Origin of the sequence: Citreicella sp. C3M06 (assembly GCF_018860705.1) — a bacterium.
GTDB lineage: Bacteria > Pseudomonadota > Alphaproteobacteria > Rhodobacterales > Rhodobacteraceae > Salipiger.
This window is the reverse complement of record NZ_JAHKQA010000093.1, coordinates 84,409-105,300: the sequence shown is the minus strand read 5'-3', so window position 1 is coordinate 105,300 and position 20,892 is coordinate 84,409. Positions and strand designations below refer to the sequence as shown.

Genomic DNA, 20,892 nt, shown 5'->3' with positions numbered 1-20,892 from the left:
AAGGGTCGCCCTTCGTCTTGACCTGACAGATAGATAGTTGGCAGGGGCGGAAATAGGCGCGATCCTCGCGTATACTTGCCTGATTGTATCGTCCCTGTTGCAATGTCGCTTTTTCCGGTGCTTGGTGGGCGCCATGAGCAAGCATCAGATCACGCAAATCGTCCAAGCCCGGATCAGCGGCGATGGCATGGTGGAAACCGGGGTGAAAGGCGTGCAGCTTTTCCGCTATAGCGAGCCGATGCGCTGCGCTCCGGCGGTGGTCGAGCCCTGCGTCGTGGCGATCCTTGGCGGCGTCAAGGAAGCCATTCTGGATGGCAATTCGCATGTCTACGATGCCAGCCGGTACATGTGTTGCCCGATGTCGATGCCAATCGAGGCGGGCATCCCGCAAGCCTCAGCCGATAATCCGCTGCTCGGGGTCTATATCGCGCTGGATGCGCGCGTCATGACCGAAATGGCCATCGAGATGGAAAGCGCGTCCGGGGCGATCCGCAGGCCAGAGGGTGGGGCGCTGCCGCAGGGATTTGCTCTTGCGCAGTGGGACGACGCCTTTACCGAGGCGCTGCTGCGGCTCTTGCAGCTTGAAACACCGACTGATCTGGCGGTGCTGGGCGCTGGGCGGCTACGGGAACTCTGCTACGCCGTCCTGACGGGCGAGGCGGGACGGTCGGCGCGGCGCGCCTATGGCGTCGGCAACGAAGTGGCGCGGGCGATCGCCTACCTGTCCACGCGGCTGAACGAGCCTGTCACCATCGATGACATGGCCGTGCAGGTCGGCATGAGCCGCGCGGTGCTTCACCGCAAGTTCAAGCAGGCCACCACCATGTCGCCGATCCAGTTCGTCAAATCCATGCGGCTGAACAAGGCCGCCATGAAGATCGCCGCTGGCATGAGTGTGAGCGAGGCGGCGCTGGATGTCGGCTATGTAAGCCCTTCGCAGTTCAGTCGGGAATTCAAACGCCTGTACGGGCAATCCCCAAGGCAATGGAGCCACGCGCAGCATCTGTCGGTCGGCATGGGGTGACACATCCGTCTCATTTCCGGGGGGCTTAAGCCGCACGATATGTGAAACGCTGACACCGTTGGCAGTCGGCAGGGGCCAAGGCGGCAGCGCCCGTCGGGCCGTAGCATCGGTTTGCCTCAACCGCTCGCCATGCCCGCAATCATACCGCCCAAGGCGACGATATGGACCAGCATCAAGGCGTTGTCCTTCCACAATACCCCGACCGCAAACCAGCCAAGCACACCGACAATGAAGAAATACAGGTTCCACGGGGTCCAGCCGAACCCTGTCGCTGCGTAGCCGAGGATCTGAAGCACCGACGCGCCCCATTTGACTGCGAACACCATGCGTTCGCGCGATGGTATCGCCGCCACGGCATCAAACGGCACGGGTCAGCCCTCCATCAACGCGCAGGTTCTGGCCCGTCATGTAGCCAGCACCGTCGGATGCAAGAAAGGCGATCAGCGACGAGACTTCGCTGGCGTGACCATAGCGCCCCATCGGAATGCGCGCCTTGCGGTCCTCGGTTTCGGGCAGGCTGTCGATGAAGCCGGGCAGGACATTGTTCATGCGGATGTTCTGCGCGGCGTATTTGTCGGCATAAAGCTTGGTGAAAGCCGCCAGCCCGGCCCGAAATACGCCGGATGTCGGGAACAACGGGTCAGGTTCAAAGGCCGCGAAGGTCGAGATGTTGATGATCGCGCCGCCGTTCTGCTCTTGCATCAGCGGCGTGACCAGACGGGTCGGGCGGATCACGTTCAGCAGATAGGTTTCCATGCCCCGGTGCCAGTCTTCGTCGCTGATCTCTAGCACCGGGCCTTTGGGGCCATGGCCTGCCGAGTTGACCAGCACATCCACGCGGCCCCAGCGGTTCTGCGCGCCCTCGACCAGTTCGGTGAGGGCGCTGATGTCCAGATTGGAGCCGGTGACGCCGAAGCCGCCGAGATCTTTGCCAAGCGCTTCGCCTTTGCCCGAGGACGACAGGACCCCGACCTTGAACCCGTCCGCCGCAAGCCTGCGCGCGGCATCGGCGCCCATGCCGCTGCCACCAGCCGTCACCAGTGCTACTTTTTCTACTGACATGTCCATCTCCATCATCTCTGGAAGCAGAGATAGGCGACATATACGTGCCGCGCGAACGAGAATTGATCTCCTCTGGCGATAGAAATACTATCGAGAGATGCCGAACCTTCCTCCTCTCAACGGGCTGCGTGCCTTTGATGTCGCCGGGCGCCGTCTCAGCTTCCGGGCGGCCGCCGACGAGATGGGCGTCACGCAAGGCGCCGTGGCGCAACATGTGCGCCAGCTCGAAGCGCATCTGGGCACCATGCTTTTTGACAGGCTGCCCAAAGGTCTGGCCCTGACGCCCGCGGGGCGGCGCTACCACGGCAGGATTTCCGCAGCGTTCGAGGAATTACGCGCTGCCACGGCGCAGATAAAGCCAGAGCCGGGCAAGGTTCTGATCAGCGTCACGCCGACCTTTGCCGCCAAATGGCTGATCCCCAACCTTCCGGATTTTGCGCAAAAGCACCCGGATATTGATTTGCGCATCCTTGCGACGGAACGGGTTTCCAGCTTTCACAGCGATGGCATCGATCTGGCGATCCGACAGGGCAAACCCCCGTTCGGAGCCGCGCTCGACGCGACATTGCTGTTTCGGCAAGAGGTGATCGCAGTCGCCGCGCCGACACTGGTCAAGGGGCAGGCGCTGCCGCTCGACCCGGAGATCCTGTCGCGCTTGCCCAAGATACACGACAGCCATGATCTCTGGCCCAAGCTGCTGGCCCAGATCGGCGTGCCCGATCAGAGCAAACGCGGCCTGCAACTCAGCCAGACGGCGCTGGCGGTCGATGCTGCCGTGTCCGGACAAGGGGTTGCGCTGGTCAGTCGTTTTCTGGTGCTGAGGGAAATTCACGACGCCAAGCTCATCGAGCTTGGGCACGCTATTGCCAATGACGCGCAGGGGTTCTACCTGCTGTCACCGCGAAACATGGCTTCGAAGGGAGCCGTGAAAGAGGCAATCGACTGGCTGACATCTGAAACCGGAAAACAGCGCTGAGTGCCGCTTTGATTGCGGGTGGCAGCCATCATCTTGGGCAGGCGCCACCCCTGTGTCAATTTTGGCCGTGCCATGGGCGGCATGCAGGATCAATGGGTTGACGTGCATGGCGCAGCTGCGCAACCCAGCGGCTCTAGGGGCGGCGTGGCAGCCGATGTCCCAAAGGGATTCGGCCCGCAGGGCGTTGCGATCCGGATCACAAATCACGCCCGGCTGGTGCGTGACACTGAAATCGTCAGGCGGGTGACGCCGCACAGACCCTTGCCGTCGCTAGCCCCGGAAACAGGGCCGGCGACAGCGCGCCGAACAACCGGCAATGCATGACAGGACGTATTGAAATGAACGTTGATCAGCCAAAACTGGGCAAACGCGGAACACTTCTTTTGCTGATCGTTCTGGGGGCGTTTCCCCCTTTGACCATGGACCTGTATCTTCCGGCGTTGCCGCGCATGGCAGAGATCTTTGCGACCAGCCACGCGATGATCAATCTGACGCTTGGCGCATATATGGTCTCGTTTGCCATTGGCATGCTGTTCTGGGGGCCGTTGAGCGAGCGGACAGGGCGCAAGCCGATCCTGTTCACGGCGCTGGCGATCTACATTTCGGCCAGCCTGCTCTGCGCCTTCGCCTTCAATGTCGAAAGCCTGATTGTCTTTCGCATCCTGCAAGGGCTTGCGGGCGGCGGGGTCACGGTTGTCGGTACTTCGATCGTGAAGGATCTGTTCGACGGGCGTGAACGCGAAAAGGTCATGGCGACGGTCATGTCACTGGTGATCATTGCGCCGATGGTCGCCCCGGTTCTGGGGGCATTCCTGCTGAAGGTGGCGACCTGGCGGGCGATGTTTGTCGTTCTGGCGGTGTTCGGGTGCCTCGCGGGCGGGCTTGTCGCGCTGTTTCGTGAAACCATGGTGGAGAGATCCACCGCCCCGGTGCTGAAATCATGGAACCGCCTTGGCGTGGTGCTGGCGAACCCGCGTTTCGCCTACCTGCTGCTGGTGTTCTCGCTGATGCCAATGTGCCTGCTGTCCTTCCTTGGGATCGCGGCCTACGTCTATATCGACGGTTTTGGCATGTCAGAGCAGGCGTTCAGCTTTATCTTCGCCTTCAACGCCGCTTGCGCCACGCTTGGGCCGGTTCTGTACCTGCGGCTGTCCCGGTTCATTCCGGTTCAGACGATCATCACGACCTGTTTTGCGGTGGTGTTTTCCGGGGGGGCGGCGATGCTGTTCCTTGGCGGGCAATCCCCGTGGATCTTTGCAGCGCTGGCGGCGATGATCACCATTTCAGTGATCGTCATGCGGGTTCCGGGCGCGAACCTGCTGCTGGATCAGCAAACAAGGGATACCGGATCGGCTGCGGCCCTGATCCAGTTCAGCGGAACCCTGATGGGGGCGGCAGGCGTGCAGATCGTGTCGGCCAATTCCCACGATCTGATCCGCAACTACGGCATCCTGCTGATTGTCATCGGCACCACCTGCAGCCTGCTCTGGCTGATGGTCCGGCATCGACCTTTCGTTGCAGGGAAACTGCCACAACAGGCCTGACGCGTCCCAACAACGCCCCGCGGCCCGGTCATCCTTTCGGTCTTGCCAGTTCCACTGCCGATCTTGGCGCAACCTATGGAAAATGGCGAACAGGGGACCTATCTGACCACAGGTCTGGTGGCGAAGCCCTGCGCGCTGCCGCTTGAAATCAATGATCTACGAACCGGCAGCGGGCCGGTCAGCCGCCATGTCAGCTGCCAAGAACGGAACGTGCAAAAATGACCACTCCTCTACGTATCGATATCGTTTCCGATGTGATGTGCCCGTGGTGCATCATCGGTTACCGGCAGTTGTCGCAAGCGCTGGAGGCCGCTGGCACCGAGCATGAAATCCACTGGCATCCGTTCGAGCTGAACCCGCAAATGCCCCCCGAAGGCCAGAACACCCGCGAACATATCATTGAGAAATATGGCAGCACGCCGGAGCAATCCGAACAATCGCGACAGCAGATGAAGGCGCTGGGCGATGATCTGGGATTTGATTTCCGGTGGACCAAAGACTCGCGCATGCACAACACGTTCAACACCCATCAGCTTTTGCATTGGGCCGGCACGCAGGGGCGCAAACACGATCTGAAGCTGGCGCTGTTCGCCGCGCATTTCACCGAGCAGCGCAACCTGTCGGACGATGCCGTGCTGGCCGATATTGCTGGCGAAATCGGGCTGGACCGGGCCGAGGCCGCCGCCGTGCTTGACGATCAACGCTTTGCCAATGACGTGCGCGGCATCGAACAGTTCTGGCAACAGCAGGGTATCACCGGCGTGCCCGCTGTGGTGTTTGACAAAAAGCACCTCGTGACCGGCGCGCAGGGCGTGGACAATTACACCAGCATCCTGTCGCAACTTGCCGAGATGAGGAGCTGAGGGGGTGCCTTGAACCGGGGGCGAAGGTTTCGACCCCGCCGGATCAGCGCTACGCTCGCGCCGTTTCTCTGTCAGGCCTCAGCCCCCGTACAACCAGCGCCGTAACCTCGGCGCATATGGCGTCTTCGTCCAGAGCCGCGCCCTCGTCGAGATCCAGCATGAACCGCAGCTCGGGGCCAAGCACGGCATAGGCCTCTGTCATGGCCCAGATGTTGAATTGCAACAGCATCGGGTCGACGGGGCGGATCGACCCATCCGCCACCCATTTCTGGATCTGCGCGGCGGCGGCATGGGTAACGTCGCGCGATCCGGCCCAATGTTCGCGCAGGAACGGAGCGCCGCGCATCACTTCGCCGGTGAACATCTTCACCTCGGCCGGGTGGGTCAGCGAAAACCTGATCTTGCGGGCGATATAATCGGCCAAGAAGATCTCGGGGCCCTGATTCAAATCGATGCCGCTGAACATCTCTGCCCAGATCGTCAGCACATGGTCCAGAGCCTGTTGATAAAGCTCTTCTTTGCTCTCGATGTGATAATGCAGCTTGTTCTTGGTGATGCCCGCGCGATCGGCGATCCCTTGTGTCGAGGTGCCCGCAAGACCATGCTCGGCAAACTCCTTGATCGCGGCCTCCCGGATCTGAAGCTTCAGGTCAGCGCGTTTCTGCGCGAGATCGGGGCGGGTCACGGTTTTTCCGGCAAATAAGCGGTTGCTTCGACCTCGATGACGATCGTTTCCGAGGGCATCATCGCCGACACCTCGACCACCGTCGACACCGGAGGCGTCTCGGGAAAGAACATCCGGCGCACCGTGTTGTAGCGCGGGAAATCACCAAGATTGCGGAAATACTGCACCAGTTTGAAGACATCCGCCATGGTGCCGCCCGCGTCCTCCATCGTGGCGCGGATGCGGTCGAACACGAACCAGCTTTGCGCTAGGATGGGGCCGTCCTTGGCATCCACCGAAAACTCGCCCGTCTGCCCGATCATCGGGCCGATTTCCGGGGGCAGATCCTGAAAGCCGGTGATGATCTTTCCCGCCTGCGGGTCGACGGCAATCACCCCGGACAGAAAGATGAAATCGCCGCGCCGGGTCCATGCGGAATAACGGGCAAGGGGTTTTGCGGTGTCTGACATGACGCTTTCCTACAATGACGCCAAGCGGCGTTCGACTTTCCTCAGAAATGCCGCGCGGTCGGCATCGCTGGTGTGGTTCATGTTGTATAGCTGCTGCCAGACCGTCTTGCACTGGCGGTTGAACAGCACGCGCAACCCGCGGGTCCAGAGGCTGCGGCCCGGATCGCGGATCAATTTGATCCACCACCATGGGCTGCCCGATGTGGTGATTCCGACGAACAGGCGGATATGCGACATCTTCGGTTTTGGGCGGCGTTGCTTGGCGTCGGACACCTCGAAGGTGATGCCGGGCAGCCAGACCCGTTCAAGCCAGCCTTTCAGCATCGCGGGCGGGCCGTAGTACCATGTTGGATAGATCACCACGATGCCTTCGGCCCAGAGCAGATCCGCGACATGGTCAGGGTGCCGGGCGATGATCTGATCGGTCTTGTCGAGGTATCCATGCCACTCATCTGTGGACAGGACGGGGTTGAACCCCTCGCGGTAGAGATCATGGCAGCGCAAGTCGTGGCCCGCCGCACGCAACGTGCGACAGGCGGTTTCATAAAGGGCAGCGCCATAGCTTTCCTGGCTTGGGTGCGAAAAGACAACGAGCAGGCGCATCTGCCGATCCTTTACTTCAAAAGGTCCATGCCAACCTTGTGGTTGACGAATTGATCGGTGGCGACCTTGGACAGATCGACTGACCCCTCTTCGAGGATGCCCGCATCGACCACGGTGTCATAAAAGGCCTGCACCCGGTCCAGATCGATGGCACCGATGCCGAGCTCGGATTGAAGGCCCGAGCCGATGATGCCCAGAGCCAGCAGCTGCTCGACCTCGGCGGCCAGCCCTTCGGCGGTCATCTCGGGGTTGGCTTCCATGATCGCCGCGTTGCCAAGCGAGGGATCATTGTAAAGGTAGTTGTACCAACCGATGGTCGAGGCATCGATGAAGCGCTGCACCAGATCGGGGTTGTCCTCGACCATCTCGACGCGGGCTTCGATCGTCGAGGCATAGGTGCTCCACCCTTGATCCGCCAGAAGGAAGGTATCGACCGGCGCGCCCTGTTTCGCGGCATAAAGCGGCTCGGAGGTGGCGTAGCCCTGCTGCACCATCTTTTCATCATTGAGGAAGCCGGCAAGGTTGTAGCCATAGGGGCGCAGCTGTTCGTCGCTAAAGCCCTGCGAGGCGGTCATCCACTGCCAGAAGCTGAACTGGCCATCCTTGCCGATCAGCACTTCGGGGGCGCTCGCCAGATCGTCCCAGCCTTCGTACTGGCCTTCATGGGCGATCAGAACCTGCGGGTCCTTTTCGTAATAGGCCGCAACCACCACCGTCGGAATGCCATTGCGCACGTTGTCGAAAGACAGCAGCAGGTTTCCGGTCAGCAGGAAATCGATGCGCCCGGCGGCGAGCATCGGGCGGTTGTTGACCTGCGGCCCGCCCTGCTGAATTTCAACGTCGAGGCCGAATTCCTCGTAGGTGCCATCGGCCAGCGCCTGATAAAACCCGCCATGGCCGCCCTGAGCCAGCCAGTTCGTCGCGAAAACGACCTTGTCTTGCGCGGCAGCGCCTGTGGCGAGGGTCGCGCTCAGAGCCGCGAGGAGCCAGTTCTTCATCATGTCCATTGTCCTAATCCGGGTCAGTCTTGTGCCATGTCGGCGGTCCATCCCCGTGTTTTTCCGGGGTTCATCAATCCGTGCGGGTCCGCGCGTTTCTTGAAGTCGATCTGCGCGCTATCGATTTCCTTCATGCCGCCATCCTCGATGGTGATGACATGCGGATCGAACACCGTGCAGCCATCCAGACGCTCCAGTTCGTCGATGATCGCGTAGGTGCGCGCGCGGCTGGTCCAGCGCAGGATGGGCAGGGCGAAAATCTGGATATCGCCATCCATCCGCGCCATCTCATGGTGAAAATACAGCTCTTCACCGTAACGTTCCTGCTGGCGCAGCGCGAGCGCGGGGTCAAACGGGCGCGGGTAGGCCACCTGCAGATAGGTCCACTCGCCGCGCTCGTGTTTCAGCGCCTGCAAGGTGGTGTGGTTCCAGCCGCATTCCCACGTGGCGGGAAGCCCTGCCGCTTCAAGATCATGCAGCGATTTGGACACCGTCACCGTGCCGCCATGCGCCGCGACCTTGGCGGCAAAGGCTTCGGCATCCGATGGTGCGACCATCGCGAACACCGCGTCGCGATCAGACGGGAAAACCCCTTCGAGCCGCTTGTAGAAACGTGCGAAACGGCGCTCGACCACGGTCATCAGATAGGCATCAATCCCATCTTCCTGCGCATCGGTGGCACAGGCCAGCGCGGTGTCATAGCCATCGAACAGGGCAATGGTGTGCTGCCAGTCAACCGCAGGCATCAGCGCATAATCCATCGCGGTGATGATGCCGTTGGTGCCATAGGCGTGCTGCACCTTGAGGATATCGGGGCCGCGCAGTTCGATCACCTGCGGGGTTTCCTCGACCGTAACGACCCGCACATAGCTGACGTTGCCACCATCGCGCAGCATGCCGTTGCGCAACGATCCGATGCCGCCAGAGCCGCCCGACATGAAGCCGCCAATCGTCGCCAGCCGCTTGGTCGACGGGAACATGGTGAGCATCTGGCCGGTCTCGGCCACAGCGGTTTCCACCGCTTCGATCCGCGCGCCGGCCTGACAGATCACGCGACCCTGCGAGATTTCCAGCACCCGGTTGAGCTTGGTCACATCAAGGATGATGCCGCCTTGCATCGGAACGCATTGCCCGTAGTTGCCGGTGCCGCCGCCGCGCACGGTGACGGGAATACGGTGTTTCGCGGCGGCGGCGGCGACGGTGATCACCTGCTCTTCGGTGGTCGGCAAGACCACGATCTGCCCCAGCTTGCCGTCCAGCTGTTCGGTCAGGATCTGCGAGTACCAGTAATAGTCCTTCGACTTTACCTCGAGCACCCGCTGCTGATCCTGACAGGCGATGTCGCCAATATCGGCGCGGAATGCGGCGATGCGCTCTGCGGAAACGCTCATGCTGCGTCCTTTTCTGTGGAATGAGTTTGCCCGGCGCGGATCACCCGGCGGGCAGCGCGGGGGTTGCGCAGGGCATCGCCCCAGTCGGTGCCGCCAATCAGCAGGAAATCGGCGGGTGCCCCCACGGTCAGCTCACGGCTGGCAAGCCCCATGGCCCGCGCGGCATTGGATGAAATCGCGCCCACCCAGTCAGCCGGGTCAAGGTGGCTGGCAAGGCAGGCCAGACGAAGCGTGTCGATCGCGTCGTAACAGCCGCGCGGATAGAACGGGTCCGCGACGTTGTCCGCCCCGAGCACGACATTCACCCCGGCATTGCGCAGCTCTTGCATCGGAGCCAGCCCGCGCAGCCGCGGGCTGCGCCCCTGTTGCATGTCCTGCAGATAAAGATTGGTCGTCGGCAAAACGGTCAGGGCGGTGCCCGCCCTCGCGGCCGCCTCCATCACGCGGGCCACGTCCTCCTCTGGGCGGATCGACAGCGAACAGGCATGCCCGCAAAGCACACGGCCCGACATGGCGTATTTCGCCGTCAGGGCGACAATCGTATCGAACCCGCAGGCGTCGATGGACAGGCCCTCATCGACATGGAAATCCAGTGGTAGCCCGTGATGTTCGGCAAGGCGAAAGACCTTTTCGAGCTTGGCGTCGAGGTCTTCGTTGCAATAGGCAAAGCAGCCCAGAACACCGCCATCCGCGGCAACCCGACGGGCGATCCGGCGCCCCGACTCTTCGTCGCTGAGCAGATCCAGCGGGACAAGCGCGGCAAGCTGCAAGCTGAGTTTGCCCTGCCAGTCGCCGGCAAGCTGGTTGAGCACGGACCAGGCCAGCGGGGGCTCGGGCTGCACCCAGTCCACATGGCTGCGCAGCGCGCTCAGGCCATTGTCGTAGGCCTCTGCGAGGCCCTTGGACGCGCGGCTGTGCAGATCGTCTTCGGTCCAGTGATCCGCGTCGGCGTGGCAGGCCTCGATTGCTCCGAACAGGCCGGGCTTGATGTCGCTGCAGCGGCTGATCGTAAAGGTCTTGTCGAGATGGACATGCGGATCGACCGGCAGAGGCATGGCAACGGCGGTGGCCGGGCCTTGCGTTGGCGTTATCGCCGCGATCCGGCCATCTCGCAGGGTCAGGCTGACCGTCTCACCGTTCAGCCGGATGCAAGAAAGATCAATGCTCACGGCGCAGCTCGCTTTCATGCCAGTGGCCAAGCACGCGGCGAGAGGCCCACGAGGTCAGCAGGAAGATCACGATGCCCAGCAGCGACACCAGAACGAGGGCCGCGAACATGCGCGGGATCTCGCTTCGGAACGACGATTCGATGATCCGGCTGGCAAGCCCGGTGTTCTGCCCCGCAGCCCCGGCGACGAATTCCGCCACCACGGCGCCGATCAATGCCAGACCACCGGCGACCTTGAGCGCCGACATGAACTGCGGCAAGGCGGACGGGGCCAGCAGGAACCGCAACCGTTGCCACGGCGTGGCGCGATACAGCGTGAACAGATCGCGCAGGTTGTGATCCGCCGAGCGCAACCCGATCACGGTGCCCGACAGGATCGGGAAGAAGGCCACGATCCACGCGCAGATCAGCAGGGCGGCAAAGGTGGAATGCACATAGATCAGGATCAGCGGCGCAATCGCCACCACCGGCGTCACTTGCAAGATGACGGCAAAGGGAAACAGGCTCATCTCGACGGTGCGCGACAGGGCAAAGAGCGCGCCAAGCGCCACGCCGCCGACCACCGCCAGCAGCAGCGACAAGAGCGTCAGCTTCACGGTGAACCACGCCGAGACCATCAGGGACGGGCCATCGGTGATCAGGGTTTGCCCGATGCGGCTGGGCGCGGGGATCAGGTAGTGGGGCACTTCGAAATACCAGACCGCCCATTCCCAATAGCCGATGGCTGCCCCAAGCATGACAATCGGCATCAGCCATGACAGCAGACGGTCCCGTTTCTCGCGGCTTTGCTGTTCGGTGTTGATCGGCGCATCCGTGTCTTCAGTGATCAAGGTCGTCGACATGCAATGTCCCTTTCAACGTTTCCGAAACGCTTTGCGCGACGGCAGAGAATTCGACGCTGGTGCGCCAGCTTTCGTCGCGCGGCCATGGCGTTTGCATCGGGATATCGGCGGCAACGCGCCCCGGGCGGGCCGCCATGACGATGATGCGGCTCGACAGGTAGACGGCTTCGAACACCGAGTGGGTGACAAAGATCACCGTCAGCCCGTGTTCTTTGGCCAGTCGCACCACATCATTGTTCAGCTTCGAGCGCGTCATTTCATCGAGCGCCGCGAAGGGTTCATCCATCAGCAGGATGCGGGGGTGCGTGACCATGGCCCGCGCGATCGACACCCGCATCTTCATGCCCCCGGACAGGGCGCGCGGATAGGTTTTGGCGAATTTCGTCAGCCCGACCTCGGCCAGAATCGCCATCACCCGCGGCATGGCCTCGGCGCGTTTCACACCGGCCAAGCGCAGCGGCAGGTAGACATTGTCGAACACCGTGGCCCAAGGCATCAGGGTTGGTTCCTGAAACACGAAGGCGAGGTCCTGTTCCGAGGCGCCCGACGGCCTTTCGATGTCAATCGTGCCCGCGCTGACCGGCAGCAAGCCGGCGATCATCTTGAGCGCGGTGGACTTGCCGCACCCCGACGGGCCGAGAAAGCTGATGAACTCGCCGGCCTCGATGTCCATCGACATATTGTCGACAGCAAGAACATCCTTGCCGAAGCGCCGCGTGACGCGATCCATCCGTATGATGGGAGTGCTCATGCGTGGGCCTCCGGGTTTGCCTCGGTCTCAAGGAACGACAGCGGCGTTGCGTGCACTTCCTGCAGCAGGGTGACGATCTGCTCGGCGGCGTGCTGAATGAACGCTTCGCCCTTTTCGGCTGTCGCTTTGCTCGCGTCGCCGCAAGCGCCTGCGGCGTTCATGTCCTGCGCCTGCCAGCCCAGTTTGCCTGCCGCCGACAATCCCAGATGTTTGAACTTGCCCGCCAGTTCCGCCGCCTTCGCCGGGAAATCGCGGGCATGTTCCATCTGCACGTGATCGGGGTGCAAGGCCCGCATCACCGAGGTTTCCATATCCCCCGCATGAATGCCAAAGCGCTCTTCTTCGGGCGTCAGCAGGCCTTCGGGCAGGCCCATGGCGAACCAGTTCGCCCCGACGGTCAGCATGTTGTGTTTGATCCGCAGATCGCGCGCCACGATATCCATCACCGCGATCTGCCCGCCGTGAGAGTTCAGGAACACCAGCTTGCGCACCCCGGCGGCCGCGACGCTGTCTCCGATCTCGGTATAGATCGAGATCAGCGTTTGCGTGGAAAAGGTCAGCGTTCCGGGCCATGCGGAATGCTCGGTCGATTTGCCGACCGGCATGGTCGGCAGGAACAGCGCCGGAACGTCATCAGGGATCAACGGTGCGCTCGCCGCGACGATGCCATCGACAATCGCCTGATCCACCGACAGGGGCAAATGCGGCCCGTGCTGTTCGATCGCGCCGATGGGAAGCACCGCAATCAGGCTCTCGCGGTCGAGGGCTGCAAAATCACGTGCCGTATAATGCGTCCAAAATCGGTGCTGCATGTCAGTCCTCGCTCGTCATGGATCGGTCACGCCGAGCGATGAGGCCCACGGAAACCCTGTAAACTGGCGCTGGCACCCGCCGAACACGCTTGCTGGTGAACGAATCCGGCATCAGACCCTCGCTGGTCGGTCATAGAAAGCAATGGGGTGGTGTGAATAGTCAAACCAATTGGTTTGTTCATGTGGATTGGTTCGCCTGAGTGCTTGGTATTTAAGCGCAACACCGGGGGCGAGGGCTGTTTTCAGGCGCCCGGATCACGCCATGTGAGTCCCGAGCCGGAACGGTCTTCCCCACGACGCCGCGCCATTCAGAATAGGCAGCGCGGTGATGCCGAAGCCGCCTGCGTCGGCATCAATGTGCCAAGCTCGGACCGAAACATTTCACATTGGAGGGCTCTTTTTCGGCGCCGCCCCGCAAAGCGAGCGCCCCGTTGGGCGCGGCCTGAACCAGTTCGCAAGTGCCCGTTTGGCGGGGACTGCCCCCGCCAGTTGCAAAGCTTGGAGATCAACGTGGTGGAGCCCCGTCGAGGCGGCCCTGACAGGCTGCGACGGATCAATCCCCCGGCGCGCCCGGCGGGGCCTGCGCTATCGTCTTGCGCAGAGGCCTCGCCATAGGCCGCTTGTAGAGCCTTCGGATGCGACCCGCAGGGCTTGCGGTTCATTCGGCGCTGCGGTTGCCCCAGATCTGATAGGCGGCCCGCGCATCGGTGCAGGGCTCAAGCGTCAAGGCCTTGATCTGGTTTTCCTCGCTGCGACCAAAGCGTGTGTCTGCGCCGACGGTCACGCAGAGCTGCGGAGCGGAGGCGGGTGTGATCGTGCCCGCGCCGGAAAAGATGAAGTTTTGCGCCTCAGAGCCGTCGCAGCTCACAAGCTCCAGCGCCGTGCCGGGCTCTGTCGAGGGCGCCTGCATGCAGACGTCGAACTCCGGCATATAAAAGATGCCATCGGCAAACCGGTCTGGCCCAAAGCCCTGATCGACGAAAATATTGCCGGACGGGCTGTAGCAGGTGTGGCCCTGCAATCCGGCAGAAGGGTCTGCCAGCGGGCCCTGACCCCCGGAAATATCGACGCAATAGCCGTTCTGAAGATTGTCGAGCGGGTCGACGAGATAGACCTCGACAGTGTTGGCTTGCGCCATTCCGGCACTGAGCAGGGCGGCGATTGCGGCGGAAGGAGCGGCGTGTCTGATCATGGCGTATGTCCTTGCGATGGGGTCTTTGATTGGCGGGCCGCGCCTACAGGTGGCATCGGCGGTCCTGCGTTTCGGCGGTGTGACAGCCCGCCGCCGGTGATGGCGCATGCTGACCGAAGCGGCGTTCGGCACGAAAGCCCGCATCAATCGCGAATGCGCCCCGCGCGGCGGCGTGTATCGGCAGGCTCATTCGACCGTCAGGCGACACAGAACCGTGTTGCTTTGCTCTAGATCCGGCCCCCAGATGAAATCCGCATCCTTGGCCCACGCCACATCGTTATACCCCATTTTGGGGTCCACCTGCGCCGCGGAATAGACATCGGCCTGCGGCCAATCCGACGCATCGAAGCTGGCCTCGTCCCAGCCTTCGGGTTCTGCCGAGATGTCGAACGTGCAGACGCCTTCGCCCGCGACCGGGCTGGCCTCGTTCTCGCAGGATTTGTCGAGCGGGGCGGTGTGGATGACGTGGCATCGCCAGTCGGCATTGCTGAGCGCGACGTGGGTGCCTTGCGCGTCGGTGATCTGCAGGATCACGCCGCCGTCGCCCATCTGCTGGCGCCGCGTGCCAATGTATTCGAGGCCGGTGTCGTTCTCGATGAAGTCCTTGGCGACGAGGCCGATGGTAAAGGGGCGCTCGGCCTCGAAGGTGAAGCTTTCGGCGTTGAACGAGCGCTCGGTGGTGATCGGCACGCTGTCTTCGGCGACCTGCGCCCCGTTGACGCGCATCTCGAACCAGTTGTCGGCCCAGACATCGGCGGAATAGGTCTCGGCGCTCAGGGCGCTGGCGGTGAGGCAAAGCGCTGCTGCTGCGGTGAGGCTGTGTTTCATCGGGGGACTCCTGACGGGGGATTGTTCATGGTCTCGGCGGGCCGCGCCGGGCGGAGGCATCGCAAATCGCATCCGGATCGCCGGTGCTGCATCCGGTCTGCCCGGTGAAGCACCCGATCACCTGATTTTCCGCCGCTGCGCTCACGTGGTAATGATAGCCCAGCCCATCCACATCATGGCCCCGGCAGGCATCAAGATCGTCCGGTTCTGCGCCATCCGCGCCAAGGCGGGCATAAATGTCAAAGCCGTCCATGGCGACGCCGATCATCTCGGCATGCCCATCGACATCTGCCGGAATCCGCACGCCGCAGCCGTCGGTGACGCCGTGGTAGTGATAGCCGGTATGCGGGTTGATATGCCCGGTGCAATCATCGAACGGCCCAAGCGTGTGCCCGCCAAGGATCAGGTCCATCGGGGCGGGGGCATCGAACTTCACCCCGTTGAACGCCAGCCCGATCCCGGAGTCCGGGCCGATGCGCCCGCTGATGTCGGTCGCGGCGACAGGCGTCAGCGGGATGAAATAGGTCTGGGTGACGGTGGTGCCGATATAGCCGAGCTCGCAATCGACGCAGATATTGTCGGGCTGGCCGGTCTCGTTGTGCGGATCGCCCGCGACGATGCAGCCGATCTCTTCGCCGCGCCGATAGATCTCGCCGGTTTCCGGGTCATACATCTGCCAGGCATCGTCGCCATATATCTCGGCGAGATTGGCAATGAACGCGCCGTCGACATCCCGCACCTTGCCATCGACGAACCATGTCCCGCCCTGTTCGGCGGTGTCACTGATCGTGCGCGGGCAGAAGGGGCCGGTGATATGGTCAGACGGTGCCGCCACGGTGGTGATCTTGAAGCACAGGCTTTCGGTTCCGCCGGACAGGGTGCAATCGGCGATGCTTGGCACGCCGACGATGGTTGCTGTCTGAAACCGGGCGACAAGCTGGTCGAACCTTGCGGTTTCGGCCTCGGTTTGCGCCTGCGCCGCCGTGGCGGTCAGCATCAGGGCGGGCAGAACGGATCTTGCGATCATGCGGGGGCCGGGGATCATCTATCAACCTTTCCTGAAGGACTGTCAGCGCACACAGCGCACGAGGTTGTCGGAGCGATTGTAATCGCAGGCATTGACCGAGCAGGTGGTGTCTTCGGTCATTTCCTGATCGATGATGGTCTTGATCGACGAGCGTTGCGCCCCTGCGCCGTGCCAGTCGGTATAGTCCGTCTGATTGCCCGACTTGCTAAGCGCTTTGCCGAAGGCGATGACATTGGCGTAGTTCTTCCAGTCGCCAAAGGTGGTGCTGGTCCAGTAATCCAGCGTCTCGGAATCCTCGGTGATGTCGAACACGCTCTGGTCGATCGCGGGAAATCCGGTGCGGCGATAATCGACGATGCTTTGCAACGCCTTGGATGACGGCAGGCGCCAGTCGTCATGGCCGGCCAGATCAAGCGCCTCGCAATAGGCGAGCGCCTCGGCCCATTCGCGGCGGATACCGTCATCGGCCTGCTGCCACATCAGGCCGGTGGCCTCGTCGCTGACCGTGCCGTCGCCGTTGGGGGTAAAGGCGTTCACACCGTAGACGCCTTCATCGCCGCTGACGCAGCGCACGAAATTGCCCGGTGTCTTGCCGTCTTGTCCGGGCAATCCGCCGCTGGCCGCCGCGCCGGTGTAGAAATCAAGCCCGGTGCCATAGGCCTTGATGTGCCCGTCGGCAAAGTTGTACCCGAAAGCGGCCTGATTGCGGCCATTCTGAACCGGCCCCTTGATATAAAGCGTCGAGCTCCAGTACTGGCCGGCAAAGGCCATCCGCCCGTCGGGATAGGAAAAATCAAAGACGCTGGTGTCGATGTAGGGGGTCGGCTCGCCTTGCTCGGGGGTCAGCAGCTCGCCGCGATTGTCGGCAAGCGAATAGAGCTCCTTGATCGACGGCACGCGCCAGTCCGTGCGCCCGCCCAGTTCCAGAGCGGCGCAATAGCCAAGCGCGTCGGCGTACTGAAGGCGGTCCTTTTGCGGGGTCTGCTGCCAGACAAGCGCGGTGTTGTTGTCCAGAACCGTGCCGTCGCCCAGATCGGTATAGGAGGCCGGGGTCAGCGTGTATTGGGCATCCTGTCCATGAAGGGGCTCGCCCTCGGCGGGGCAGGGGATCGCATCACCAACGAGATCAAAGCAGCTGTCCTGCATCGTGTCGACCACCGGATAGGCAAGGCCCTGAGCGTGGGCGGGCTGGATACAGAGTGCGAGCAGTGCGGTCATTGAGAACAGTCGGGTGCCGCAGATCATCGGGATACCTTTCCTTTCGGAGAAAATCAGATTTGTCAGGCCATGCGTTCCAGAACGCCGTCCCGTTGTATCAGGCGATGCCAGAGCGTCGCCATGGCGATATGCCCCAGCACCAGCCCTGCCAGACACCAGCCCAATTCGTCATGCCATTGGGCCGCAGCCTGCATCCACGCGACCTCGACCTCGCGGGCCGCAAAGATCTGAATGCCAAAATAATCAAGCCCCCGGGTGCTGCCAGCGGCGGCCAGAAGCCGCACCGCGGGCACGATCACCATAAGCGCGTAGATCGCCACATGCCCGGCAACGGCAACGCGCCCGGTCCTGCCCGGATGGGGCGGGCGGTTTGCCAGATTGGCCAGCCCCCAGACCCCGCGCAGCAGGACCAGCAGGAACAGCGTCGCCCCCAGCGCGGGGTGGAAGCTCCAGAGGGTTTCGCGCAGGGCGTTTTCACGGGGGAGCGCCCAATGTGCCGCGGCGGACAGGAATTGCACCGCGAAAAGCGCCGCCATGCCCCAGTGAAGCGCGCGGCTGACAGGACCGTATCGGTCGGCTGAGTCTGCAAGGGTTGTCATGATTGTCTCCGGGCCGTTACGGCTCTTACGTTTGGCGGAATGATTTCCGTCGCGGTTCTGGCAAAAAAAATCGAAGCGACGTCGGGTGAGACGATTACCAGGCAGACAGCGGCGGGCGGCCACATGCTGTGTTTGAAAAGCTGCGAGACAGAACAGCTGGCTTGGGTGACTCCTCGCTGACCGACAGGCCTGTCCCGGCAAAGCAGCGGCAGCGCAGGCTGCCTGGGTTCGCCAGACCGCGACTCCGTGCCTTGCGCAGCACGCGGCGCTTCAGCTTGCGCCGGGCCTTGTACCCGCAAGCGCCCGCGCCACGGCTTTCAGCAGATCATCCTTTGGCACGGGCTTCATCAGGCGTGTGTCTTCGGGGCGCAGGCCATTGCCATGCACGGTCGCCTCGCTGGCATAACCGGACATAAAGATCATCGGCAGCTCGGGCGCGAGCAGGCGCAAGGCGCGTGCGAGGCCCGTTCCCTGAAGACTGCCCGGCATCACGATATCGGTGATCAGCAGATCGAAATCCGGCGTGTTCTCAAAGATCGCGAGGGCCTGATCGCCGCTCGCGGCAGGGGTGACGTGATAGCCCGCCGCCGACAGCGTCGCGCACAGGACGTTGCGCACGGCGGCTTCGTCTTCTGCCAGAAGAATGCGCTGACCGGTCGTCGCCTGCGCCGCGGGGCGATCGCTGTCGGCCACCGCAGAGACGGCGCTGGTACATTGCGCCGGGAAGTACAGCTTGAATGTCGTGCCCTGTCCCGGTTCGGTGTAAACCTGAACGGTTCCGCCCGATTGTTTGACAAACCCTTCGACCATCGACAACCCGATGCCAGACCCCTGTCCCGGTGCCTTTGTGGTGTAGAACGGATCAAAGATGTGCTTCAGGGTTTCGGGCGCAATGCCCGTGCCGGTATCCGAAATCGCCAGCATCGCGTAACGGCCCGGCGTCAGTTCCTGATCCCGGCTGTCGATATAGGCCTCGTCGATGCGCACATTGGCGGTCTCGAGGGTCAGTTTGCCGTGACCGTCCATGGCGTCGCGGGCATTGAGCAGCAGGTTCAGGATCGCGCTTTCAAGCGAGGTCTGATCGAGACGCACCTGCCACAGCCCGGCCAGCAACGAGGTTTCGATCTCGACCGTCGCGGGCAGCGTGCGGGACATCCATATCTGTGACTGGCGAATGATCTCGTTCAGGTCCAGCGGCTCGGGGGCGAGCCGGGCGCGGCGGGCAAAGGCCAGCATGCTGCGCGTCAGGTCGGCGCCGCGGCGGGTTGCGGCCAGACCGGCCTCGATCATGCGCAGCTGATCGGAATCGCTCAGATCGTCCTTGAGCAATTCGAGGTTGCCCATGATCACCGCCAGCAGGTTGTTGAAATCATGCGCGATCCCGCCCGTCAGCCGGCCGATGCTTTCCATCCGCTGCGCCCGCTGCGCAAGGTCGGCCTGATGCTTTGCCTCGTCCTGCGCGGCAACCTCGGCGGTCACGTCCACCGCGACACCATCGACCCGGAAGGTGCCATCGCCAAGATCGGTGGCATTGCCGTAAAAGTCGATCCAGCCGTCGAGCTCCTTTGTCCGGATGTGTATCGGTACGCCGCCCTGCGCGCTTTCCAGCATCATCCGCGCTGCCGCCTTGATCTCTTTGGCGTGCCTGCGACCGCCCAGAAGATCGGGGTTGTCATAGGCTTGCTGCGCGGTGATCCCCCAGTATTTTTCGCATTTGGAACTGATGTAGAGGTGTCGCACCACTCGGTCCTCGGCCCAGAGGCCTTGGTAGATCACGCCGGGAAAGCCCTCGGAGGCGATGCGCAGGCGCTCGAGCGCCTCTTCGCGGTCGGCTTCGGCGCGGCGCAGGTCGGTGAGATCCTGAATGGTCGAGATCGTGCGGCTCGCGCCGGTCTCGGGGTCTTCGCTGTTGATCCAATGGACCCGAAGATAGCGCAGATCGCCGTCAGATTTGCGGTAGATGCGAATGTCGAAATGCATCGGCGTATCATGGATATGCGCCGCCTGCGCCATGGTCTGGTCGAGGGGGGCGACGTCGTCCGGATGGGTAAGTGCCCAGAGCTCTTCCAGCGGGACCTCGCCGGGCTCGCGGTCTGTCAGACCGTTTATTTCGAGCATCCGCGCATCCAGTTGAACGCTGGATTGACCGGCGGCCCGTTCGGCATAGCCCATCCCGGATGCATGAAGGGCCAGCTTGAGCCGATCGGCCATCTGTGCGAATGCGGTGCTGCGCTGCGCCAGATGATGCGTCATGTTCAGGACCTGCCATGTCAGCAGGATCGAGGCGATGCCCACCGCGAAGACGACGCTGTTGTCGAACATGATGGTGTCGGCGCTTTGATTGCTGAGGGTGAACAGGCCGATCATGTAGGGCGGCACAAACTGGAAGACGATGAATCCCGCCAGCATCGGCCAGATCACCCGGGCCGGGATCCTCGGCCAGTTCGGCGTTGGCATCACGAAGCGCAGCAAGATACCCAATGCTACAAGGGCGATGTTGGTGAAAACCTCGGCCAGAACCACCGGCAGCGGGCTATGAAGGGTGATCTGGAACAGGCTGCTCATGGCGGCGGCAATTGCGCCGCCGATCGGCCCGCCGAGATAGCCTGCAAACAGCAGCGGGCCGGGATCGGCTTCGAGCGGGATTTGAAGATCGCCATGAAGATGGGCCTCGACGCCAAGCAAGATGACCAGCCCGCCAAGAGCGAGGCCGATCAGGCTTTGCTGCAACTGCGGGCGCCGCCGGGTCGCCGCATGGGAAAAGATCACATAGCAGAGCACGCCGGCCAGCACCAGATCGGCGAGGCTCTGAACGGCGTTCGGGATCATCTGACGTGCCCCGGTGCAATCCGATCCCGCG

Annotated in this window: 22 protein-coding genes; 5 read left to right on the top strand and 17 right to left on the bottom strand. The window is 62.6% G+C overall.

Features of this window, described 5'->3' with window-relative positions; genetic code table 11:
- Window positions 1-133 precede the first annotated feature (133 nt).
- Entirely contained in the window at window positions 134-1,024 is an 891-nt protein-coding gene (locus KO516_RS21995) for an AraC family transcriptional regulator (RefSeq protein ID WP_216005928.1), read from the top strand.
- A gap of 116 nt (window positions 1,025-1,140) precedes the next feature.
- Here KO516_RS21995 and KO516_RS21990 read toward each other — a convergent pair whose 3' ends face one another.
- Both KO516_RS21990 and KO516_RS21985 read right to left on the bottom strand, forming a co-directional pair.
- A complete protein-coding gene (locus KO516_RS21990) occupies window positions 1,141-1,392 on the bottom strand; it encodes a DUF6552 family protein (RefSeq protein WP_216005927.1) in 252 nt (83 codons plus the stop codon).
- Window positions 1,382-2,086 carry an SDR family oxidoreductase gene (locus KO516_RS21985; RefSeq protein WP_216005926.1) on the bottom strand — a complete coding sequence of 235 codons (705 nt, stop codon included), beginning with the start codon at window positions 2,084-2,086 and terminating at the stop codon, window positions 1,382-1,384. The genes KO516_RS21990 and KO516_RS21985 overlap by 11 nt, the downstream gene beginning before the upstream one ends.
- 97 nt (window positions 2,087-2,183) lie before the next feature.
- Between KO516_RS21985 and KO516_RS21980 the strand changes: the two genes are divergently transcribed.
- The 4 genes from KO516_RS21980 to KO516_RS21965 all read left to right on the top strand — a co-directional run bounded on the left by KO516_RS21980 (window position 2,184) and on the right by KO516_RS21965 (window position 5,469).
- On the top strand, window positions 2,184-3,062 hold the full coding sequence (locus KO516_RS21980) for a LysR substrate-binding domain-containing protein (protein WP_216005925.1): 879 nt from the start codon (window positions 2,184-2,186) through the stop codon (window positions 3,060-3,062).
- Window positions 3,063-3,400: 338 nt separating this feature from the next.
- Entirely contained in the window at window positions 3,401-4,606 is a 1,206-nt protein-coding gene (locus KO516_RS21975) for a multidrug effflux MFS transporter (protein ID WP_216005924.1), read from the top strand.
- Window positions 4,607-4,681: 75 nt separating this feature from the next.
- Window positions 4,682-4,828 (top strand): hypothetical protein, encoded by a 147-nt coding sequence (locus KO516_RS21970; RefSeq protein WP_216005923.1) that lies wholly within the window; start codon window positions 4,682-4,684, stop codon window positions 4,826-4,828.
- Window positions 4,825-5,469, top strand: coding sequence for a DsbA family protein (locus tag KO516_RS21965; RefSeq protein ID WP_216005922.1), 645 nt, complete (start codon window positions 4,825-4,827; stop codon window positions 5,467-5,469). The genes KO516_RS21970 and KO516_RS21965 overlap by 4 nt, the downstream gene beginning before the upstream one ends.
- 49 nt (window positions 5,470-5,518) lie before the next feature.
- Here KO516_RS21965 and KO516_RS21960 read toward each other — a convergent pair whose 3' ends face one another.
- From KO516_RS21960 to KO516_RS21890, 15 genes are all read right to left on the bottom strand, one after another.
- Window positions 5,519-6,154 carry a TetR family transcriptional regulator C-terminal domain-containing protein gene (locus tag KO516_RS21960; RefSeq protein WP_216005921.1) on the bottom strand — a complete coding sequence of 212 codons (636 nt, stop codon included), beginning with the start codon at window positions 6,152-6,154 and terminating at the stop codon, window positions 5,519-5,521.
- A complete protein-coding gene (locus tag KO516_RS21955) occupies window positions 6,151-6,603 on the bottom strand; it encodes a RidA family protein (protein ID WP_216005920.1) in 453 nt (150 codons plus the stop codon). Before KO516_RS21955 ends, KO516_RS21960 begins: the two co-directional genes overlap by 4 nt.
- 9 nt (window positions 6,604-6,612) lie before the next feature.
- Window positions 6,613-7,206, bottom strand: a complete 594-nt coding sequence (locus tag KO516_RS21950) for an NAD(P)H-dependent oxidoreductase (protein WP_216005919.1) — start codon at window positions 7,204-7,206, stop codon at window positions 6,613-6,615.
- Window positions 7,207-7,217: 11 nt separating this feature from the next.
- The gene (locus tag KO516_RS21945; RefSeq protein WP_252737797.1) at window positions 7,218-8,207 is read right to left on the bottom strand and encodes an ABC transporter substrate-binding protein; all 990 of its coding nucleotides are present in this window, start codon (window positions 8,205-8,207) and stop codon (window positions 7,218-7,220) included.
- A 20-nt stretch (window positions 8,208-8,227) separates the two neighbouring features.
- On the bottom strand, window positions 8,228-9,595 hold the full coding sequence (locus KO516_RS21940) for an FAD-binding oxidoreductase (protein ID WP_216005917.1): 1,368 nt from the start codon (window positions 9,593-9,595) through the stop codon (window positions 8,228-8,230).
- Window positions 9,592-10,764 (bottom strand): amidohydrolase family protein, encoded by a 1,173-nt coding sequence (locus KO516_RS21935; protein WP_216005916.1) that lies wholly within the window; start codon window positions 10,762-10,764, stop codon window positions 9,592-9,594. The genes KO516_RS21940 and KO516_RS21935 overlap by 4 nt, the downstream gene beginning before the upstream one ends.
- Entirely contained in the window at window positions 10,754-11,605 is an 852-nt protein-coding gene (locus tag KO516_RS21930) for an ABC transporter permease (RefSeq protein WP_216005915.1), read from the bottom strand. The genes KO516_RS21935 and KO516_RS21930 overlap by 11 nt, the downstream gene beginning before the upstream one ends.
- Entirely contained in the window at window positions 11,583-12,356 is a 774-nt protein-coding gene (locus KO516_RS21925; RefSeq protein WP_216005914.1) for an ABC transporter ATP-binding protein, read from the bottom strand. Before KO516_RS21925 ends, KO516_RS21930 begins: the two co-directional genes overlap by 23 nt.
- Entirely contained in the window at window positions 12,353-13,168 is an 816-nt protein-coding gene (locus tag KO516_RS21920) for a creatininase family protein (protein WP_216005913.1), read from the bottom strand. The genes KO516_RS21925 and KO516_RS21920 overlap by 4 nt, the downstream gene beginning before the upstream one ends.
- Before the next feature lie 658 nt (window positions 13,169-13,826).
- Window positions 13,827-14,360, bottom strand: a complete 534-nt coding sequence (locus KO516_RS21915; protein ID WP_216005912.1) for an RICIN domain-containing protein — start codon at window positions 14,358-14,360, stop codon at window positions 13,827-13,829.
- Window positions 14,361-14,546: 186 nt separating this feature from the next.
- Complete coding sequence (locus KO516_RS21910) at window positions 14,547-15,188, bottom strand: PEBP family protein (RefSeq protein ID WP_216005911.1); 642 nt, start codon at window positions 15,186-15,188, stop codon at window positions 14,547-14,549.
- A 25-nt stretch (window positions 15,189-15,213) separates the two neighbouring features.
- Window positions 15,214-16,233, bottom strand: coding sequence for a YHYH protein (locus tag KO516_RS21905; protein WP_216005910.1), 1,020 nt, complete (start codon window positions 16,231-16,233; stop codon window positions 15,214-15,216).
- 24 nt (window positions 16,234-16,257) lie between these two features.
- Window positions 16,258-17,433, bottom strand: coding sequence for a DUF1566 domain-containing protein (locus tag KO516_RS21900; protein WP_216005909.1), 1,176 nt, complete (start codon window positions 17,431-17,433; stop codon window positions 16,258-16,260).
- 62 nt (window positions 17,434-17,495) lie between these two features.
- Entirely contained in the window at window positions 17,496-18,032 is a 537-nt protein-coding gene (locus KO516_RS21895) for a cytochrome b (RefSeq protein ID WP_216005908.1), read from the bottom strand.
- A gap of 270 nt (window positions 18,033-18,302) precedes the next feature.
- Window positions 18,303-20,861 (bottom strand): ATP-binding protein, encoded by a 2,559-nt coding sequence (locus tag KO516_RS21890; protein WP_216005907.1) that lies wholly within the window; start codon window positions 20,859-20,861, stop codon window positions 18,303-18,305.
- Between the last annotated feature and the right edge of the window lie 31 nt (window positions 20,862-20,892).

Coding starts and splice junctions, on each gene's coding strand:
- KO516_RS21995 (WP_216005928.1), top strand. CDS start 134: ATGAGCAAGCATCAGATCACGCAAATCGTCCAAGCCCGGATCAGCGGC.
- KO516_RS21985 (WP_216005926.1), bottom strand. CDS start 2,086: ATGTCAGTAGAAAAAGTAGCACTGGTGACGGCTGGTGGCAGCGGCATG.
- KO516_RS21980 (WP_216005925.1), top strand. CDS start 2,184: ATGCCGAACCTTCCTCCTCTCAACGGGCTGCGTGCCTTTGATGTCGCC.
- KO516_RS21975 (WP_216005924.1), top strand. CDS start 3,401: ATGAACGTTGATCAGCCAAAACTGGGCAAACGCGGAACACTTCTTTTG.
- KO516_RS21970 (WP_216005923.1), top strand. CDS start 4,682: ATGGAAAATGGCGAACAGGGGACCTATCTGACCACAGGTCTGGTGGCG.
- KO516_RS21965 (WP_216005922.1), top strand. CDS start 4,825: ATGACCACTCCTCTACGTATCGATATCGTTTCCGATGTGATGTGCCCG.
- KO516_RS21955 (WP_216005920.1), bottom strand. CDS start 6,603: ATGTCAGACACCGCAAAACCCCTTGCCCGTTATTCCGCATGGACCCGG.
- KO516_RS21950 (WP_216005919.1), bottom strand. CDS start 7,206: ATGCGCCTGCTCGTTGTCTTTTCGCACCCAAGCCAGGAAAGCTATGGC.
- KO516_RS21945 (WP_252737797.1), bottom strand. CDS start 8,207: ATGATGAAGAACTGGCTCCTCGCGGCTCTGAGCGCGACCCTCGCCACA.
- KO516_RS21940 (WP_216005917.1), bottom strand. CDS start 9,595: ATGAGCGTTTCCGCAGAGCGCATCGCCGCATTCCGCGCCGATATTGGC.
- KO516_RS21930 (WP_216005915.1), bottom strand. CDS start 11,605: ATGTCGACGACCTTGATCACTGAAGACACGGATGCGCCGATCAACACC.
- KO516_RS21925 (WP_216005914.1), bottom strand. CDS start 12,356: ATGAGCACTCCCATCATACGGATGGATCGCGTCACGCGGCGCTTCGGC.
- KO516_RS21920 (WP_216005913.1), bottom strand. CDS start 13,168: ATGCAGCACCGATTTTGGACGCATTATACGGCACGTGATTTTGCAGCC.
- KO516_RS21915 (WP_216005912.1), bottom strand. CDS start 14,360: ATGATCAGACACGCCGCTCCTTCCGCCGCAATCGCCGCCCTGCTCAGT.
- KO516_RS21910 (WP_216005911.1), bottom strand. CDS start 15,188: ATGAAACACAGCCTCACCGCAGCAGCAGCGCTTTGCCTCACCGCCAGC.
- KO516_RS21905 (WP_216005910.1), bottom strand. CDS start 16,233: ATGATCCCCGGCCCCCGCATGATCGCAAGATCCGTTCTGCCCGCCCTG.
- KO516_RS21900 (WP_216005909.1), bottom strand. CDS start 17,433: ATGACCGCACTGCTCGCACTCTGTATCCAGCCCGCCCACGCTCAGGGC.
- KO516_RS21895 (WP_216005908.1), bottom strand. CDS start 18,032: ATGACAACCCTTGCAGACTCAGCCGACCGATACGGTCCTGTCAGCCGC.
- KO516_RS21890 (WP_216005907.1), bottom strand. CDS start 20,861: ATGATCCCGAACGCCGTTCAGAGCCTCGCCGATCTGGTGCTGGCCGGC.